We start from the raw sequence: 16,055 nt of genomic DNA, 5'->3' as shown, positions 1-16,055 counted from the left end.
CTGGGAACCCAGCTCGCGCACGCAGCGGGCGGCGCGGTGGCGCAGGTCCCCGCGGTGTGGGTGGTCGCCGGGATCGCGGCCCTGCTGTTCGGGCTCGTCCCGAGGGCCTCGACGGCCGCGTCGTGGGCTGTGGCGGGGGTGGCGCTGGGGCTGGGGCTGTTCGGCCCGGCGCTGAACCTGGGGCAGGTGGTGCTGAACGTCTCGCCGTTCACCCACGTGCCGAAGGTCCCCGGGCCGTCGGTGCCCGTCGAGCCCCTGGTGTGGCTGGGTGTCGTGGCGGTGGCCCTGGTGGTGGCGTCCCTGGTCGCGTTCCGCCGTCGGGACGTCTCGAGCTGAGCAGCGGGGCCGGGCGTGGCGCCCGGCCCCCGTCAGCTCAGACGCGGCCGGAGTCGGCCTCCACCGGGAGCCCCGCCTGCTCGCGGACGATGCGCTGGGCCAGCTCCAGCCCGGCGGCCTGACCCGCGCGGAAGGACTCGTCGGTCGTGAGCTGCTTGGCGTCGCGCTCGGCTTCGGCCAGCTTGGCCAGCACGGGGATGACCTCGACGTGGTCGCGAGTGTGGGACATCGGGGTTCCTTCGTTCGGGGGACGACGCCCGGTAGGTACCCCCAATTCACCCCGGTCTGTCACCGACTTGCCCACCCGTGCTTATAGTGCGCGCGGGCCGACAGACGGGGGATGATCGGGTGAAGCGGGCTCCTGCGACGAAGACTGCTGAGAAGCACGACCGGCTGCCCCGCGAGGTGTGGGTCCTGATCGCGGCCAACGTGGTCATCGCGGTGGGGTTCGGCCTGGTCGCGCCCGCCCTGCCCGCCTTCGCCCGCAGCTTCGACATCAGCGTCACGGCGGCGTCGGTGGTGATCAGCGCCTTCGCGGTGACGCGGTTGCTCTGCGCACCCGTGGCGGGTCGACTGGTTACACGTCTGGGTGAACGCGGGGTGTACCTCTACGGGCTGCTCATCGTCGCCCTGGGCACCGGGGCCTGCGCGTTCGCGACCTCCTACTGGCACCTGGTGGCGCTGCGGGCGGCGGCGGGGATCGGGTCGGCGATGTTCACCGTGTCGGCCATCGCGCTCCTCGTCCGGCTGACCCCGGACGGGCTGCGCGGACGCGCGTCGGGTCTGTGGGCGGCGTCGTTCCTGCTGGGCAGCGTGACCGGGCCCGCGCTGGGCGGCGGGCTGCTCGAGATCTCGGTGCGGGCGCCGTTCCTGGTCTACGCGGTCGCCCTGGTCGCGGCGACGGCGCTGGTCTGGGTGCTGCTGCGCCGGTCGCCGTCGGCGGTGGTCCTCGACGTGGACGCGGCCCCCGCGCTGCCGCTGCGGGCGGCGCTGCGGATCAGCGGGTACCGGGCCGCGCTGGTGTCGTCGTTCGCCAACGGGTGGGCGGTGTTCGGCGTGCGGATGTCACTGCTGCCGCTGTTCGTGGTGGAGGCGTTGCGGCAGGACGGGGTGTTCGCGGGGACGGCGCTGTCGGTGTTCGCCGCGAGCAACGTGGTGATGCTGCTGGTGTCCGGGCGGCTGTCGGACCGGATCGGGCGCAGGCCGCTGCTGCTGGTGGGACTGGTGGTGTCGGGCCTGGCGACGATCTGGACGGGGTGGGCGGACGGCGTCCCGGAGTTCCTGGTGGCCACTGTGGTGGCGGGTCTGGGGACGGGGCTGCTGACGCCGCCGCAGCAGGCCGCCGTCGCCGACGTGGTCGGACGGGCGCGCGGCGGGCAGGTGCTGGCGGTGTCGCAGATGGCGGTCGACGTCGGGGCGATCGTCGGGCCGCTGGCCGCCGGGGTGCTGGCCGACCAGTTCTCGTACGGCGTGGCGTTCACCGTCACCGGCGGGTTGCTGCTGGTCGGGGCGCTGGGCTGGGGGCTCGCCCGGGAGACCTTGGTCCGAACTCCGTAACCCACAGTAGAACCGATTGCCCCGAATGGGCGGAATCCGCACCATCCGGCGATTCCCACACTGGCACCTGGTGCGCCCGCCAAGCAGTAATGGGAACCTGGGAAGAAGCGGGCGGGACCGGCCCCACCCCAGAGGCGGTGATCCGATGTCCACGGCGCTGTGGCTGGCCATCGCGGTCATCGCACTGGCCTTGGTGGTCTGGCGGCTGCACCGCGCCACCAGGAAGCTCGACACCATCCTGCGCGAGGAACGCGAACGGGAACCCGAACTGGACGGCGAGGACGCCCCGCACGAGGTCGGGCGCCGGGGCCCAGACCTCTGACCAGGGGCCTGTGGACAACTTCCCACGCCATCGCGCGATCCGCCCTACCGTGCTGGCCATGACTTTCACCATGGAGTACACCAGCACCGCCCGCGACACCACCTACACCCTGACGGTCACCGCCGACGCCGACGGCGCCCTGGAGATCGACCTGCGCGGCGACGACCCCGCCGGGTCCACGGTCGCGGAGGGCACCCTCGCACTCCCACCCGGCGGGGCCACCGAGGCCGCGCGCCTGCTGCACCAGTCGCTCACGGCCATCGCCGCCTTCGAGGGCCGCCGGGTCCGCCGTTCGGTGGGCAACGCCAACCAGCGCTGGACCGCCGACGCGGACGCGACCCTGCGCGAGGCCTGGCTCGCCCACGACCCAGCGACACCGGCGGTCGAGGTCATCCGGGCACTGGCCACCGCGCACCAGCGCTCCCCCGCCGCCATCCGCGCCCGCCTACCCCGCCTGGGCTGCGACCCCGACGTCACCGGCCGCCTACTCACCGAGTCGACAGCAAGCCTGTTGGGCCGCGACGCGGTAGCCGGCGGACCATGACCACACCCCTGCCCGCGTAGAAGTCCCGCCGTCGGCCCGCGAATGACACCGTCCAAACCCGACTGTCCTATGTGCCCGATCAAGCCGCTGCACCGACGACGCGGTGGACACCCTGCCGCCCGAACGGGGTGTCTACCGCGACTCAGGACTCAACGCGGTCGTGGGGCGCGAAGCGACGGTCAGAGCGAAGTAGTCGGAGAGATCTCGGGGAGCAGCGCGACAGCGGCGAAGGCCTCTGACAGGGAGGGCAGCGAGTAGTAGTGGTCCTCGTCCCGGGACGGGTCGTACACACCGGAGATCAGGCGGGTGCGGCTCTCACCGAGCCCAGTCGTCTTCGTGACGCCTGTCGGAAGGGTGGCCTCCAGGGAGTCCGGGGCGGGGACGGGGACGTCGAAGTCGCGGATGCGGCCGGTCGCGAAGGTGAGGTGGACGGCGCGGTAGGCAGTGCCGAGAGCCGCTGAGAGATGCTGGCCCACCATGCCGGTCCGGTGCGCCGCGACATGCAAGGTGCCGTCCCAGATGACAACGCGCTCGGCGGCGCGCGCCAAGAGGCGGTCGGCAGCGCGCTCCTCGCGGGCGGCGTCGTGGCCCGCACCGATGGCGTTGGCGTGGTGCTCGACGATCGCGTCCATCAACCGGGAGGCCTCGGGGTCGGTCACGGTGGCACGGACCTCGGCCGCCACCTCGACGAACGGACGGCCGGGATGCACACCCCTGGCGCGCATCACGTGCTCGCCGTGCTGGTGGCTCTCGCGCAGAGGAGCGAGCGCCGCGATCACGTGCGGACCGGTCAGCTCCACAACACGGTCATAGTCGGCGGGAAGGACCCGCGCGGGACCCAAGCCCATGACGCGCACCGGATCATCGGGGTGGGCCTCGTTGCGAGCGCGCAAACCAACCAACGCCTCACGTGTCTCCGCGGTCCGCCACGGCCCCCAAGCCTGCGACAACACGACACCGAGGTCAATGGGCCCACCGAGCAGATAGCGGTCGAGCAGGTCGCCGACGCGCTGGCTGTCCTGGATGGCGATCAACCGAAAGCCGCGGTCGACCAGCAGCCGAGTCGTGGCCGCCACCAACTGGACCAACTCGCTGGCCTCCCTGGTGCTCGTGCCGAGCCCGACCACGGCGGCCGTGTCGAGCTCCGCCGCGGTCGCGAGGGTCTTGGGGTCGATGTCCATGACCCGATCGTGCGACCTCAACCACACTGGAGGTCAAGTTCAAACGGCAAAGCGGCTGCGTCGGGGACTTGCTCGGTTCCCTCCAGGCGGGGTGGCAGCAAGCCACCCCGATGATCGGCGCCAGACCTCCGCCAGCAGCCAAGACCCCTCGATCGGCGGCACCACGGGCCGACTCCTCTCTGCTATCCATGAGTCACGTGGAGTGCTGGGGGTGTCGACCGTGCAGCCATCGATGTTCGACCCGGAACCCGATCCCGACCCCAAACCCGCAGGTGACGGCTGGGTGGACATGCGAGTGCTGATCACCGTGAAGGCAGCTCCGACCCCCTCCAGCACCTACGGGGAGACGGTCTGCGTCGCGGGAATCAGGCAGGGGCTCGGCCTGGAGTCCTGGGTGCGGCTGTACCCGATCAACTTTCGCGCCCAAGACGCCGTGCACCGCTTCCGCAAGTACGAGATCGTGCGGCTGCGGGCCAAGCCCGCGCGCAATGACCGCAGGCTCGAGAGCTGGCGGCCGGATCTCGGCAGCGTTAGCCGCGGGGAGCCGATCTCCCCGGGCAAGCAACGCCGCAGCCTGATCGACCACCACATCAGGCACTCGATGTGCGAATTGTTAGCCGACGTCCGGTCGCAGCCGCCCGGTCGGTCCCTCGCCGTGATCCGCCCAGCGGAGATCAGCGACCTGCGGGTGAGCCCGAACCCGGGCTGGAGACCGGAACAGCAACGGGCCATCGATCGCGCCGTTGCCGCAGAAGACCTGTTCGGGGTCTCCGGAACGCCGCTCGTGGCACCGCGGTTCACGGCTAGGTACGCCTACCGGTGCACCCACCGGACATGCCCCGGACATCAGCAGGGGATGTTGGACTGGGAGCTCGTTGCGTTGCAGCACAGGCTGAGGAACTCAACCGACGCGGAGGTGACAAGGGCGATCCAGCGGAAGTTCCTCGCGGAGAAGGTGCGCCCCGGGCTGGACACCGCGTTCTACGTGGGCAACCAGGTCAAGTGGGAGCAGACGTTCAGCGTGCTAGGTGTGTACACCGCCCCTCGCTAGCAGCACTTGGCACCGACGAGGTCGAGCAGCACATGCCGGTGGCAGCGCTTCTCGTCGGCTTCGAAGCACAGCAGCGCAACCGGCCCCGCGGCGGCGAGTTCGGCGATGCTGGCCAGATCACCCGCGGCGGTCTCGGCGGTGATCAGGTCGCGGTAGCTAGCCCTGGCAGCGGCCAGTGCCTCGGCGTCACCGGCAAAACCCGGCCGGTTCTCCTTTGGATTGCCCAGGCCCCGCAGGTGCACGTAGTCGATCCCGACCGACGCGGCGGCCTCGGCGAGTGCCCGCTTGCTGAACCCCCGCTTCCGTGACACCGGGGTCAACCGCACGTCAACCAGAGTGCGGACCCCCCGCCCCACCAGATCACCCAACACCTCGTCGACGGCACGCCCCTCGTACCCGACTCCCACGACCTCGCCCCGCCTCAACGCACCAGCCACCCCGGCACCCTGTCACACACCCACCGCAGGCGCGACCTCCGGTGCCGCAAACGCCAGAGGGACCTGTCACAAGGACAGGTCCCTCTGGCGATCTGGTGCACCCGAAGGGATTCGAACCCCTAACCTTCTGATCCGTAGTCAGATGCTCTATCCGTTGAGCTACGGGTGCTTGTACCGTTTTCAATTGTCCACCCGGCGGGCCGGGAGTACAGCGGAGGCTCCGGGATTTGAACCCGGGAGGGGCAGTTAACCCCAACCGCATTAGCAGTGCGGCGCCATAGACCAGACTAGGCGAAGCCTCCCGGGGCCCCAGGCCGCTCGAGAGAAGAGACTACACAAGGGGTCGGGCGCCCTGCGAAACACCCCCCACTAACGGGGTCGAGACATGTAGATGTGCTGGTGAGAGGCATCTTTCAGGCCCGGACGTCGGCCACGAGCCTGCGGATGTGGTCGGTCAGGGTCCGGGCGTCGGCGGGGGTGATGGTGAGCCACGACGAGCCGTCCGGTTGGGGGGCGGTGAGGACGGCGTAGCGGCCGTGGGTGGTGTCGAACCAGTTGAGGACTGGGGTGCGGGTGCGGCGGCCGACCCGGTCGAGGGCGTTGGCGGCGATCTGGCCGCCGCCGGAGCGGGCGCTCTCCACCAGGGTGGTGACGGTGCGCAGGTCGCGGCCTGCGACGCCGCCGCGGTTGAGGGCGTGTTCGAGGTGGGCGAAGCCGCCTGCGGCGTAGGCGTCGATGGCGTCGTGGAAGAGCTGCTTGGGGAGGGTGACCGGGTTGCCGGGGCCTGGTGGGGCCTCGGGGAGCATTCCGGCCAGCTCCACGGCGATGCCGCCGGGGCCGGGGGCGCCGACGCGGATCTCCGGGCCGGACTGCACGGCGAGGACGGACTTGGCTCCCCGGGCGACGCCGAGGACGCGCAGCGGGACGCCGACGGCGATCAGGGCGTCGACGCTGTAGTCGTTGCGCGCCAGCATGAGCAGGTCGTCCTCGAGTGCCGGGGCGAGCTCGTGGCCGTCGTGCAGGCCCTTGGCGGTCAGCGCGGCGACGACCTCGGCGCGGAGCTGGGCGCGGGCGTCGTCGGTCTCGCCGAAGCTGGGGAACTCGATGGGGTACGGGCGCTCGCCGAGGCCCAGCGCCTCCCAGGTGAGGTCGAACTCGACGTCGGTGAGGGTGGCGACCATCAGCGCAGGTGGGCGTCGAACCAGTTCAGGGCGCGCTGCCACGCCTCGTAGGTCGAGTCGAAGGCGAAGCGGACCACGTCGGTGGCCACGGTCGCGGTGGCCGCGGCGTCGCGCAGCTTGTCGACCTGTTCGACGGTGATGTCGTCACCCTCCTCGCGGTAGAGCCCCAGCCACGGGCACCGCAGGCCGCCCGCGATCTCGACGAGCGGGGGGAGCCCGTCGGAGAGCGGGTCGAGGATACCGCCGCCCGCAACGGTCACGGCGGCTCCGAGGTCGCGCTGGGTGGCCACGACCAGGGCGATGGCGCCGCCGAGCTCGAAGCCGATCACGCCGACCCGGTCGGTGTCGGCGCCGTGACCGGTCAGCCAGGACACGGCGGCGTCGTGGGCGGCCAGCACGGCGTCGGCCGACAGGGCGCTGACGGCGTCGTTGGCGCTGTCGTGGTCGAGCTCGAAGTGCTCCCCCTCGTGCAGGTGCGGCACCGCGACCAGCCAGCCCTCGGCGGCCAGGCCTGCGACGACCCCGCGCACGGCCTCGGTGACCCCGCGGGACTCGGGGAGCACGACCAGCCCACCGCGCACGACACCATCGGGCTCGGCGCAGGTCAGGCGCACTGCGCGGGTGTCGTCGATCTTGATTTTCTCAGTGCGGGTCAGGGCCATGACATACCCAACCACGACGGGGTGAACGCGAGTCAACGTGATCGGTCGCTCACCCGTCCGCGGCACGTGTTCCTGCCCACCGGACGGGTTTCGCTCGTTGGGGCCCGCCGGGGTGTCCCGATTTCGCGCATACCGGGATAGGTTGCGGGTGATCCGACCCGACGAGGAGTTGCGATGAGTGTGCGGACTCGGCCCGATCTCGCCGCGCTGCCCGGCTACGTGCCGGGGCGGACCGTGCCCGGCGCGGTGAAGTTGGCGAGCAACGAGGTGTCCCTGGGCCCGCTGCCCAGCGTGGTGAGCGCGATCGCCGAGGCCGCGGCTCGGGTCAACCGGTACCCGGACAGCGGCGCGGGGCAGCTCGTGGCGGCGCTGGCGGCCAAGCTCGGCGTCGCCGAGGCGCAGGTCTCGGTCGGCTGCGGGTCGGTGACGCTGTGCCAGCAGCTCGTGCAGGCGACCTGCTCGGCCGAGGACGGGGTCGTGTTCCCGTGGCGGTCGTTCGAGGCCTACCCGATCATCACCCAGGTCGTGGGCGCCCAGCAGACCCGCGTGCCGCTCACCGCCGAGCACGCCCTCGACGTCGACGCGCTGATCGGCGCGGTCACCGACACCACCCGGCTGGTGTTCGTGTGCACGCCGAACAACCCGACCGGGACCGCGCTCACCGCGGCCGAGCTGGACCGCCTCATCACCTCGGTCCCCCGCGACACCCTCGTCGTCATCGACGAGGCCTACCGCGAGTTCGTCGACGACCCGGCGGTCCCCGACGGCGTCGAGGTCGCCAAAGCCGCGTGGGCCGCGGGCCGGGACAACGTCGCGGTGCTGCGCACGTTCTCCAAGGCCTACGGCCTGGCCGGGCTGCGCGTGGGCTACCTGGTGGCCCCGGCGGCGGTGACCGAGGTGGTGGGCAAGGTCTTCGTCCCGTTCGGCGTCAACGCCCTCGCCCAGGCCGCCGCGCTGGCCTCGCTGGCCGCCGAGGACGAACTGCTGGCCCGCTGCCGCGACATCGTCGCCGAGCGCGCCCGGGTCCGCGCCGCCCTGCTCGAGCTGGGCCACGAGGTCCCCGACAGCCAGGCCAACTTCGTCTGGCTGCCGCTGGGCGAGCGCACGGCGGCGTTCAACGAGCACTGCATGGCGCACAAGGTGATCGTCCGCGCCTTCGTCGGCGACGGGGCTCGCGTGACCATCGGCACGCCTGCGGAGAACGACCAGTTCCTCGAGGCAGCGCGGACCTTTCCTTAGTCCAGGAGCATCTTGCCGACGGCCACCAGGCCGACGACGACGATGATGCCGCGGAGCAGGGTCGGCGAGAACTTCTTGCCGACCCTGGCCCCGAGGTAGCCGCCGACGGTGGAGCCGACCATGATCAGGACGACCGGGAGCCAGGCGACCGGGGCGACGAAGACGAAGATCAGGCCGGAGACGCCGTTGACGATGGAGGCGCAGACGTTCTTGATGGCGTTGAGGCGCTGGAGGTGTTCGGCGACCAGAATGCCCATCAGTCCCATGAGGATGATCCCCTGCGCCGCGCCGAAGTAGCCGCCGTAGACGCCGGTGAACAGGACGGCGAGCCAGACCAGCGGACCGTCCTGCCCGCCCTCGCCCCTGCGGGCGGCCACCAGCTTGGACAGCTTGGGCTGCAACAGGACCAGGACCAGGGCGACGACGATGAGCACCGGGACGATCGTCTCGAAGGCCGCCGCGGGCAGTCGCAACAGGAGGATCGCGCCGATCACCGCGCCCACGAGCGAGGCGGCCCCCAGGCGCAGCAGGCGGCTCTTCTGGCCGGTGAGCAGCTCGCGGTAGCCGAAGGCGCCGGTGACCGTGCCCGGGACCAGACCGACGGTGTTGGACACGTTGGCCACCAGCGGCGGGTAGCCCACGGCCAGCAGCACCGGGAACGTCACCAGGGTCCCCGATCCGACGACCGCGTTGATCCCGCCGGCGAACACGCCCGCGGCGCCGACCGCGACCGCCTCCCACACCGTCAGCCCCGACATGGGGACCGACCCTAGCGCCGGTTCAGCGGCCGATCTCGGTGAAAGCGGCCAGCATCTCAGCCTCGGCGTCGTCGAGGTAGGAGCGCAACTGGACCTGGGCGGTGGCGGTGTCGCCCGCGGCGAGGGTGTCGACGATCTCGCGGTTGCGGCGCAGGTAGCTCTCGTGGAAGGCGCGCGGCTCGCCCATCTCGTGGAAGCCCAGGCGCAGCTCGGCGGCCACGTGGCGCATCAGCTCGTCGATCCGGTCGCTGCCCGACAGCGCGGCGATGGCCTGGTGGAAACGCAGGTTGGCGGTGCCGACGTCGACCCAGCGGCCGTCCTCCGCCGCGGCCTCGCCGTACTCGACGGCCACGGCCATCCGGCCGATACCCGCCTCGTCGGCCAGGTCGAGGCTGGCCACCTCGACCATGCGCCGGACGGTGAACAGGTCGACGACGTCGGCGGCGGTCAGCACGCGGACGAACACGCCCCGGTTGAGCTTGTGCTCGAGCAGCTTCTCGTGCGTGAGCAGGCGGAACGCCTCACGCAGGGTGTTCCGGGAGACCTCGAGATGGGGCATCAGGTCGTTCTCGACGACCTGTTGGCCCGGGGTGAGCCCGCCCTCCAGGACCAGGTCGCGCAGCACCGCCGCCACGTTCTCGGCCGCGCTGCTGCGGTCGCGCTTGCGCGCGCCGACCAGCTCGCCCAGCCGGTCCTTGAAGTCCAACACCGCCTCCGAACCACGCTCCGCTGCGCCCGCCAGCCTAGTCACCCGATCTGACTATTGTCAGATTGTCCCACAATCCGACAATCTAGTCACAGACTGGCGCACGACCCGAGATCGACGCGAGAACCGCGACACGAGCGAGGTGGTCATGGCGACAACCAGCACACCAGACGGACGGATGGCCTGGTACCGGGCACTGCCCGCCCAGGGCCGGAGAGCGTTCACCAGCTCGTTCCTCGGCTACGGCCTCGACTCCTACGACTTCAACATCCTGCCCCTGATCCTGCCCGCGATCACCGCCGCGTTCGCCCTCAGCACGGGGCAGACGGGCGTGCTCAGCTCGGCGATGCTGGTCAGCTCCGCGATCGGAGGGGTGATCGCGGGGGTGCTGTGCGACCGCATCGGGCGGGTGCGCACGCTGGTGCTGACCGTGCTGGCGTTCGCCCTGTTCACGGCGCTGTGCGGGCTGGCGTCGAACTACGAGACGCTGCTGGTCTTCCGGACCCTGCAGGGGATCGGCTTCGGCGGGGAGTGGGCGACGGGTGCGGTCCTGGTGGCGGAGTACACCGCCGCGCGACACCGGGGCCGCACCCTCGCCGTGGTGCAGAGCGCCTGGGCCGTCGGGTGGGCGGCGGCCGCGGTCGTGGCGACGGTCCTGCTCAGCGTTCTCGACGAGGACATCGCCTGGCGGGTCGTGCTGTTCACCGGCGCGCTGCCCGCGCTGCTCGTGCTCTACCTGCGGCGCGGGGTCGAGGACGCCCCCACCCGCGACGACGGGCCCGCCGTGCGCGGCTCGTTCCCGGAGCTGTTCCGCGGGCCGCTGCTGCGCACGACGCTGTTCGCCTCGCTGCTGACCACCGGCGTGCAGGGCGGCTACTACACGCTCGCGATCTGGCTGCCGACGTTCCTGCGCGAGTCGCGCGGGCTCAGCGTCGGGAACACCGGGTGGTTCCTGGTGTTCCTGATCCCGGGCGCGTTCCTGGGCTACCTGTGCGGCGGCTGGTTCACCGATCGGTTGGGGCGCAAGCGGACCATCGCGGCGTTCGCCGTCGTCGACGCGGTGCTGGTGGTGCTCTACACGCAGCTCCCGACGAGCGCGAACGCCTGGGTGATGGTGCTGGGCCTGCCGCTGGGCTTCGGCTACTCGGCCATCTTCAGCGGCTTCGGCGCGTTCCTGTCCGAGCTGTACCCGGCGCGGGTGCGCGGCATCGGCACCGGGTTCACCTACAACTTCGGCCGCGGCGTGGGCGCCGTCTTCCCCGCGACCGTCGGTTTCATGGCCACCTCGTTCGGCGTCGGCGGGGCGATGAGCTTCGCCGCGGGCGCGTACGTGCTGGCCTTCCTGGCCCTGCTGGGGCTGCCCGAGACGAAGGACTGGGAACTGTCCTAGAAGGAGTGTCCGATGAAGACTCCGATGGAGGCGCGGGCCGCGTTCCGCGCGGGCCTGGCCACCTCGACCTCCGGCGTCGCCGACGGGTACGCGCAGGCCAACCTGGTCGCGGTGCCCCGGGCGCACGCCTACGACATGCTGTTGTTCGCCCAGCGCAACCCCAAGCCGTGCCCGCTGCTCGACGTCACCGAGCCGGGCGCGTGGACGACCGAGCTGGCCTACGCGGACCTGCGCACCGACCTGCCCCGCTACCGCGTCTGGCGCGGCGGGAAGCTGGTCGGCGAGCCGACCTCGGTGCTGGAGCTGTGGCGCGACGACCTGGTGGCGTTCCTGTTCGGGTGCAGCTTCACCTTCGAGGCGGCGCTGGTGGCGGCCGGGATCGGGCTGCGCCACGTCGAGCAGGGCACGACGGTGCCGATGTTCCGGACCAACCGCGCGTGCCGCCCGGCCGGGGCGCTGTCCGGCCCGGTGGTGGTGACGATGCGGCCGGTGCCCGCGCACCTGGTCGCCGACGCCGTGCGGGTCACGGCGGCGGTGCCCGCGGTGCACGGGGCGCCGGTGCACATCGGGTCGCCGGAGGCGCTGGGCGTCGACCTGGCCAAGCCCGACTACGGCGACCCGGCCGAGGTCCGGCCGGGCGAGGTGCCGGTGTTCTGGGCGTGCGGGGTGACCCCGCAGGCGGCGCTGGCCGGGTCGGGCATCCCGTTCGCGATCACCCACGCCCCGGGGCACATGTTCGTCACCGACGTGCCCGAATCGACCTACCGGGTCGCTTGAGGCGGCGGTTGCGTCACGATCAGGTCGCGGCAGGTAACCACATCGGGTCCGCGTCAGATAGAAACACACGTGCGCAAGATCCGCTTCCTGCCGACCTGGCCGGTGTTGGCCGTGGCGCTCACCGTCGCCGCGGCAGGCGGCGCGCTGAGCCAACGCCCCGCCACCGAGCCCGCTTCCGCTGCCCCCACGTCCTCCCCCGCCCCCACCATCACGACGACCGCCCCGCCGAAGACAACAGTCACCTCGGTCAGGACGGTCACCGTCCGCCCCTCGACCCCCCGCGCCACGCCCGAGCGGGTGGTCGAGGAGCCCGCGCGAGTCACCACCACCACGACCACGCCGCCCCCGGTGGCGACGAGCGCCCCCGAGCCCGCCGCGCCGACGACGCCCCCGACCACCTCGACGAGCCGCGACCGCACCTGCGACTCGTCCTACCCGACCATCTGCATCCAGCTCGGCGCGGTGGACGTGGACTGCGCGGACCTCGACGCCCGCGACTTCCCGGTCACCCGCCCCGATCGACACCGGTTGGACCGCGACCGCAACGGAACCGGTTGCGAATCCGACTGACACAGCCGGGTGTGGTCGGGCGAGGGGCACGCCCGACCACACCCCTCCCACGACACGCTGGTTAAGTTTCACGCATCGATTACTGCGATCGGTACGATCCGGGGCATGAGCGAGCAGGAGCGGGTGCTGGCGGTCCTGGGCGGCGCGGGCGTGGTCGACGCGATCACCTGGGCGTGGGAGTCGGCGTTCCAGCGCACGGCCAAGGACTACGACCCCGACACCGGCCACGACCAGGTCTGGCAGGGCCTGACCGCGCACAAGCTGTTCTGCAACCGCCTGGACCGCGTCTTCCACTGCCGCGACTACGCGGTGCCGCCGGGCGGCGAGAACGTCGGCCGGGACGTGCTCGGCAAGGGGCTGCTCTCCGGCGAGCTGGACGCCATGCCGTCGCTGCGGCCCGGGTCGGTGGTGCGCGCGGACGACCACAGCTCCCCCGGCTGGCGCTTCGGCGAGTGGCGCTGGCTGGTGACCTCGTTCGGCTTCGAGAGCATCGACAAGATCTCCTGGCAGTCCAAGACACCGACCAAGCAGCGCGCGGCGGCCCGGCTCGGCTCCCAGGAGGAGGGCCTGTTCCCGCTGCCGAACAGCGCCATCACCGACTCCACGCTGTTCATCGCGCACGCCATCAACTCCGACGCCACCGACCGCGAGGCCTACCTGGGCAGCCCGCGCTCCACCGAGCACGGCGGCCGCCCCTGGCACTGGCGCCTGCGCCTGGGCCCGCCACCCGCCGCGACGACCGGCGGTAGTGTCTGGCCAGCCGTCGGCGACCAACTGCCCGAGCAGGGGGTGACCGACGCCGACGTCCAGCTCAAGCGGGCCGTGGGAACAGGGGAATGACGACAGGCAACCACCTCGCCGACGTGGCGGCGCTGTTCGACGGCTCCCGCCTCGCCCTCGGCCGGAAGCTGGCCGGGCTGCGCAAGAACGCCCTCGCCGGTGCGATCGAGCTGACCCCCGCCGCCATCAGCTTCTACGAGTCGGGCACCAAGAGGCCGTCCGCGGCCACCGTCGCCAAGCTCGCCCTCGTCCTCGGCGTCGAGCCCGCCTTCTTCCTGCCCGACGGCGTCCCGGACAGCACGGCGTCCGCCCACTTCCGCTCGTTGCGCTCCACCACCCAACTCGCCCGCGACCAGGCCGAGGCCTACGTCCGCGTTGTCGCCGAGGTCCACCGCGCCCTCGAACGCCACGTGGACTTCCCCCCCGTCCACGTCCCCGCCCTGCCGGTCCCCCCCGACTGCGCCGACGACTCCCCCGAACGCGCCGCCGCGGCCCTGCGCGCCGCCTGGGCGGTCCCCACCGGCCCGGTCGCCCACACCATCCGCCTGGCCGAGAACAACGGCGTCCTGGTGGTCTTCACCCCGCCCCAGTCAGCCTCGGTCGACGCCTATTCGGTCGCCCGCCCCGACCGCCCCCTGATCCTGCTCAACCCGGCCAAGGACGACTACTACCGCCAGCGCTTCGACGTCGCCCACGAACTGGGCCACCTCGTCATGCACGGCGACGAGGAGCCGGGCAACAACATCATCGAGAACCAGGCCAACCGCTTCGCCGCCGAGTTCCTGATGCCTGCCGAGCAGATCTCCCCCCGGTTGCCCGCGCGGGCGGATTGGGCGCTGTTGGCCAAGCTGAAGGAGACCTGGGGGGTCAGCTTGCAGGCTCTGCTCTACCGGTCGCGGCAACTGGGCATCATGCGGGACGTGACCTACCGCAATGCGATGGCGACGATCTCGACGCGGGGGTGGCGCAGGCGGGAACCGGGGGAAGTGGTGGCGGTGGAACAGCCGTCGATGCTGCCCAGGGCGGTGGGTTTGGTCTCCCCCCAAGCCCTGGCCGAGCAGTCCCGACTGCCCGCGCACCTGCTGTCGGTCATCACCTCGAGGACCCCCGTGGACTGACGGGTCCGCTAGCCGAGGTCGTTGGTGTTGAAGGTGTCGCAGGCGGTGGGGTTTCCGGTTTGGACGCCGGTGGTGAACCACTTCTCGCGCTGGGCCGATGAGCCGTGGGTGAACTGGCTCTCGTCGACGTGGCCGCCGCCGAGCTTCTCCTGGATGAAGTCGTCGCCGATTCGGGCGGCCACGTCCAGGGCGGAGGCGATGTCCTGCTGGGTGATGGTCTTGATGAGGGGTTTGCCGTTGGCGGTGGGGGTGGTGGTGGCGTGGTTGGCCCACACGCCCGCGTAGCAGTCGGCTTGCAGTTCCAGGCGGACGCCGTCGGAGGTGGGGCCTGCGCCCTCGCGGACGCGGGCGGAGGTCCCCAGGAGGTTCTGGACGTGGTGGCCGTACTCGTGGGCCAGGACGTAGGCCTCGGCGAAGGTGCCGCCCTGGGCGCCGAACTGGGTCTGGAGCTGCTTGAAGAAGCCCAGGTCGATGTACACCCGGGAGTCGGCGGGGCAGTAGAACGGGCCGACGTCGGAGGTGGCGCTGCCGCAGGAGGTGCCGACGCCGCCGTTGAAGAACGTGGTGGTCGAGACCTGGTACGGGGTGCCGGAGCGGGCGAACTGGTCGGACCAGTAGCCCTGGATGGAGTTGATCACGGCGACCAGGGCGCAGTCGTGGTTGTTGTTCGCGTCCGCGCCCGTGCGGCAGGTCCTGGCCAGGTCGGTGCTGGCGACCGACTGGCCGGAGCCGACCTGGCTGAGCCCGAGCGGGGCACCGCCGCCGCCGGTGGGCAGACCGCCGAGCTGGGAGAGCACGAAGTAGATGATCGCGCCCACCACACCGATGCCACCGCCGCCGACCGCGACGCGACCGCCGATGCCGCCCCCGCCGGAACCCCGCTGGTCCTGGACCTGCGAGGTGTCGAGGGCTACGTCGTCGTTGAACTCCACCTAGGCCACCCCACGTCGGCACCGGATCGACTCGTTCGCCGCAACGATAGAGCAGTCGACGCGGGGGGCGGGATCGGAGGAGACGCCGAACAGGGGACAGCGCCCGGGGCTGTCCGCCCCGAGCGCTGCCCAGTTCCGTAGTGGTCCCGACGCCGCGCCGGACCGGCGTGGAGCCCCTGTGGCCGAGCCGGGAGAGGTCGCCGATCAGGGCTCAACAGCGTCGTGGTGCGAACAGGGCGCGATTCAAGCACCCGCGCACCGGTCGATGTCCGGCGGTTCACTGCCCTCGTCCACACCCGGTCCGAAGCGATCGGCTCGGGGGCGGGGGCGCAGTCCGCGGACCACCACTGCGGGAATAGTGCCCGATCACCGCACCACCTACCCTTTCCCGACTGGCCTTGGGGACCGGACGCGGCGGAGGTGTCGCGTCCCGGGCCCCCGAGGCCCGCCGATACACCAATAGTGACCCAGAACACGTTCGTTGACAATCGCTCGAACCGGTGACTGTCCTCAG

Annotated in this window: 18 protein-coding genes, 2 tRNA genes and 1 pseudogene; 11 read left to right on the top strand and 10 right to left on the bottom strand. The window is 71.5% G+C overall.

The features are described 5' to 3' along the window. Positions 1-336: pseudogene (locus GCL84_RS29560) on the top strand (ABC transporter permease); the annotation flags it as partial. Between the two features lie 37 nt (positions 337-373). On the opposite strand, the gene GCL84_RS27680 reads toward GCL84_RS29560, so the two are convergent. After that, complete coding sequence (locus tag GCL84_RS27680; RefSeq protein WP_156758502.1) at positions 374-565, bottom strand: hypothetical protein; 192 nt, start codon at positions 563-565, stop codon at positions 374-376. A gap of 119 nt (positions 566-684) precedes the next feature. On the opposite strand from GCL84_RS27680, the gene GCL84_RS27675 reads away from it, so the two are divergent. The 3 genes from GCL84_RS27675 (at position 685) to GCL84_RS27665 (ending at position 2,759) form a co-directional block, all read left to right on the top strand. After that, positions 685-1,893, top strand: coding sequence for an MFS transporter (locus GCL84_RS27675; RefSeq protein ID WP_156758501.1), 1,209 nt, complete (start codon positions 685-687; stop codon positions 1,891-1,893). Positions 1,894-2,038: 145 nt separating this feature from the next. Then, positions 2,039-2,215, top strand: coding sequence for a hypothetical protein (locus GCL84_RS27670; RefSeq protein WP_156758500.1), 177 nt, complete (start codon positions 2,039-2,041; stop codon positions 2,213-2,215). 58 nt (positions 2,216-2,273) lie between these two features. Then, positions 2,274-2,759, top strand: a complete 486-nt coding sequence (locus GCL84_RS27665; RefSeq protein WP_156758499.1) for a hypothetical protein — start codon at positions 2,274-2,276, stop codon at positions 2,757-2,759. Between the two features lie 179 nt (positions 2,760-2,938). On the opposite strand, the gene GCL84_RS27660 is transcribed toward GCL84_RS27665, so the two are convergent. Continuing rightward, complete coding sequence (locus GCL84_RS27660) at positions 2,939-3,940, bottom strand: erythromycin esterase family protein (protein ID WP_156758498.1); 1,002 nt, start codon at positions 3,938-3,940, stop codon at positions 2,939-2,941. Positions 3,941-4,151: 211 nt separating this feature from the next. On the opposite strand from GCL84_RS27660, the gene GCL84_RS27655 reads away from it, so the two are divergent. Next, positions 4,152-4,991, top strand: a complete 840-nt coding sequence (locus GCL84_RS27655) for a hypothetical protein (RefSeq protein WP_197523544.1) — start codon at positions 4,152-4,154, stop codon at positions 4,989-4,991. Here the strand turns inward: GCL84_RS27655 and GCL84_RS27650 are convergent. The 5 genes from GCL84_RS27650 to GCL84_RS27630 form a co-directional block, all read right to left on the bottom strand. Further along, the gene (locus tag GCL84_RS27650; RefSeq protein WP_268891428.1) at positions 4,988-5,362 is read right to left on the bottom strand and encodes a DUF488 domain-containing protein; all 375 of its coding nucleotides are present in this window, start codon (positions 5,360-5,362) and stop codon (positions 4,988-4,990) included. The genes GCL84_RS27655 and GCL84_RS27650 overlap by 4 nt on opposite strands. A gap of 159 nt (positions 5,363-5,521) precedes the next feature. After that, positions 5,522-5,597: transfer RNA gene (locus GCL84_RS27645), tRNA-Arg, on the bottom strand. A 43-nt stretch (positions 5,598-5,640) separates the two neighbouring features. Beyond that, positions 5,641-5,730: transfer RNA gene (locus GCL84_RS27640), tRNA-Ser, on the bottom strand. Positions 5,731-5,841: 111 nt separating this feature from the next. Beyond that, a complete protein-coding gene (locus tag GCL84_RS27635) occupies positions 5,842-6,609 on the bottom strand; it encodes an ESX secretion-associated protein EspG (RefSeq protein ID WP_156758497.1) in 768 nt (255 codons plus the stop codon). Then, entirely contained in the window at positions 6,609-7,271 is a 663-nt protein-coding gene (locus GCL84_RS27630; protein ID WP_156758496.1) for a dienelactone hydrolase family protein, read from the bottom strand. The genes GCL84_RS27635 and GCL84_RS27630 overlap by 1 nt, the downstream gene beginning before the upstream one ends. A gap of 174 nt (positions 7,272-7,445) precedes the next feature. Between GCL84_RS27630 and hisC the strand changes: the two genes are divergently transcribed. Then, positions 7,446-8,510, top strand: a complete 1,065-nt coding sequence (hisC, locus tag GCL84_RS27625; RefSeq protein ID WP_156758495.1) for a histidinol-phosphate transaminase — start codon at positions 7,446-7,448, stop codon at positions 8,508-8,510. Here the strand turns inward: hisC and GCL84_RS27620 are convergent. Further along, positions 8,507-9,259 (bottom strand): sulfite exporter TauE/SafE family protein, encoded by a 753-nt coding sequence (locus tag GCL84_RS27620; protein ID WP_156758516.1) that lies wholly within the window; start codon positions 9,257-9,259, stop codon positions 8,507-8,509. The two genes, hisC and GCL84_RS27620, sit on opposite strands and share 4 nt — an antisense overlap. A gap of 31 nt (positions 9,260-9,290) precedes the next feature. Beyond that, on the bottom strand, positions 9,291-10,019 hold the full coding sequence (locus GCL84_RS27615) for a GntR family transcriptional regulator (RefSeq protein ID WP_235926789.1): 729 nt from the start codon (positions 10,017-10,019) through the stop codon (positions 9,291-9,293). 103 nt (positions 10,020-10,122) lie between these two features. Between GCL84_RS27615 and GCL84_RS27610 the strand changes: the two genes are divergently transcribed. From GCL84_RS27610 to GCL84_RS27590, 5 genes are all read left to right on the top strand, one after another. After that, entirely contained in the window at positions 10,123-11,364 is a 1,242-nt protein-coding gene (locus GCL84_RS27610) for an MFS transporter (RefSeq protein ID WP_156758494.1), read from the top strand. 12 nt (positions 11,365-11,376) lie between these two features. Continuing rightward, a complete protein-coding gene (locus GCL84_RS27605; protein ID WP_156758493.1) occupies positions 11,377-12,141 on the top strand; it encodes a putative hydro-lyase in 765 nt (254 codons plus the stop codon). Positions 12,142-12,210: 69 nt separating this feature from the next. Next, the gene (locus GCL84_RS27600) at positions 12,211-12,711 is read left to right on the top strand and encodes a hypothetical protein (RefSeq protein WP_156758492.1); all 501 of its coding nucleotides are present in this window, start codon (positions 12,211-12,213) and stop codon (positions 12,709-12,711) included. A 105-nt stretch (positions 12,712-12,816) separates the two neighbouring features. Next, positions 12,817-13,551, top strand: coding sequence for a hypothetical protein (locus GCL84_RS27595; RefSeq protein WP_156758491.1), 735 nt, complete (start codon positions 12,817-12,819; stop codon positions 13,549-13,551). Then, positions 13,548-14,609 (top strand): helix-turn-helix domain-containing protein, encoded by a 1,062-nt coding sequence (locus GCL84_RS27590; RefSeq protein WP_156758490.1) that lies wholly within the window; start codon positions 13,548-13,550, stop codon positions 14,607-14,609. The genes GCL84_RS27595 and GCL84_RS27590 overlap by 4 nt, the downstream gene beginning before the upstream one ends. A gap of 8 nt (positions 14,610-14,617) precedes the next feature. On the opposite strand, the gene ypfJ is transcribed toward GCL84_RS27590, so the two are convergent. After that, positions 14,618-15,541 (bottom strand): KPN_02809 family neutral zinc metallopeptidase, encoded by a 924-nt coding sequence (gene ypfJ, locus GCL84_RS27585; protein ID WP_156758489.1) that lies wholly within the window; start codon positions 15,539-15,541, stop codon positions 14,618-14,620. Between the last annotated feature and the right edge of the window lie 514 nt (positions 15,542-16,055).

The organism is Actinokineospora pegani (assembly GCF_009745975.1).
Taxonomy (GTDB): domain Bacteria; phylum Actinomycetota; class Actinomycetes; order Mycobacteriales; family Pseudonocardiaceae; genus Actinokineospora; species Actinokineospora pegani.
The sequence above is the reverse complement of the archived record's forward strand: the minus strand, read 5'-3'. Positions and strand labels throughout refer to the sequence as shown.

Excerpts from the sequence above, each read along its gene's own strand:
- GCL84_RS27595 (WP_156758491.1), top strand. The coding sequence starts at position 12,817 with ATGAGCGAGCAGGAGCGGGTGCTGGCGGTCCTGGGCGGCGCGGGCGTG.
- GCL84_RS27590 (WP_156758490.1), top strand. The coding sequence starts at position 13,548 with ATGACGACAGGCAACCACCTCGCCGACGTGGCGGCGCTGTTCGACGGC.
- GCL84_RS27605 (WP_156758493.1), top strand. The coding sequence starts at position 11,377 with ATGAAGACTCCGATGGAGGCGCGGGCCGCGTTCCGCGCGGGCCTGGCC.
- GCL84_RS27610 (WP_156758494.1), top strand. The coding sequence starts at position 10,123 with ATGGCGACAACCAGCACACCAGACGGACGGATGGCCTGGTACCGGGCA.
- GCL84_RS27635 (WP_156758497.1), bottom strand. The coding sequence starts at position 6,609 with ATGGTCGCCACCCTCACCGACGTCGAGTTCGACCTCACCTGGGAGGCG.
- GCL84_RS27630 (WP_156758496.1), bottom strand. The coding sequence starts at position 7,271 with ATGGCCCTGACCCGCACTGAGAAAATCAAGATCGACGACACCCGCGCA.
- GCL84_RS27680 (WP_156758502.1), bottom strand. The coding sequence starts at position 565 with ATGTCCCACACTCGCGACCACGTCGAGGTCATCCCCGTGCTGGCCAAG.
- GCL84_RS27670 (WP_156758500.1), top strand. The coding sequence starts at position 2,039 with ATGTCCACGGCGCTGTGGCTGGCCATCGCGGTCATCGCACTGGCCTTG.
- GCL84_RS27665 (WP_156758499.1), top strand. The coding sequence starts at position 2,274 with ATGACTTTCACCATGGAGTACACCAGCACCGCCCGCGACACCACCTAC.
- hisC (WP_156758495.1), top strand. The coding sequence starts at position 7,446 with ATGAGTGTGCGGACTCGGCCCGATCTCGCCGCGCTGCCCGGCTACGTG.
- GCL84_RS27660 (WP_156758498.1), bottom strand. The coding sequence starts at position 3,940 with ATGGACATCGACCCCAAGACCCTCGCGACCGCGGCGGAGCTCGACACG.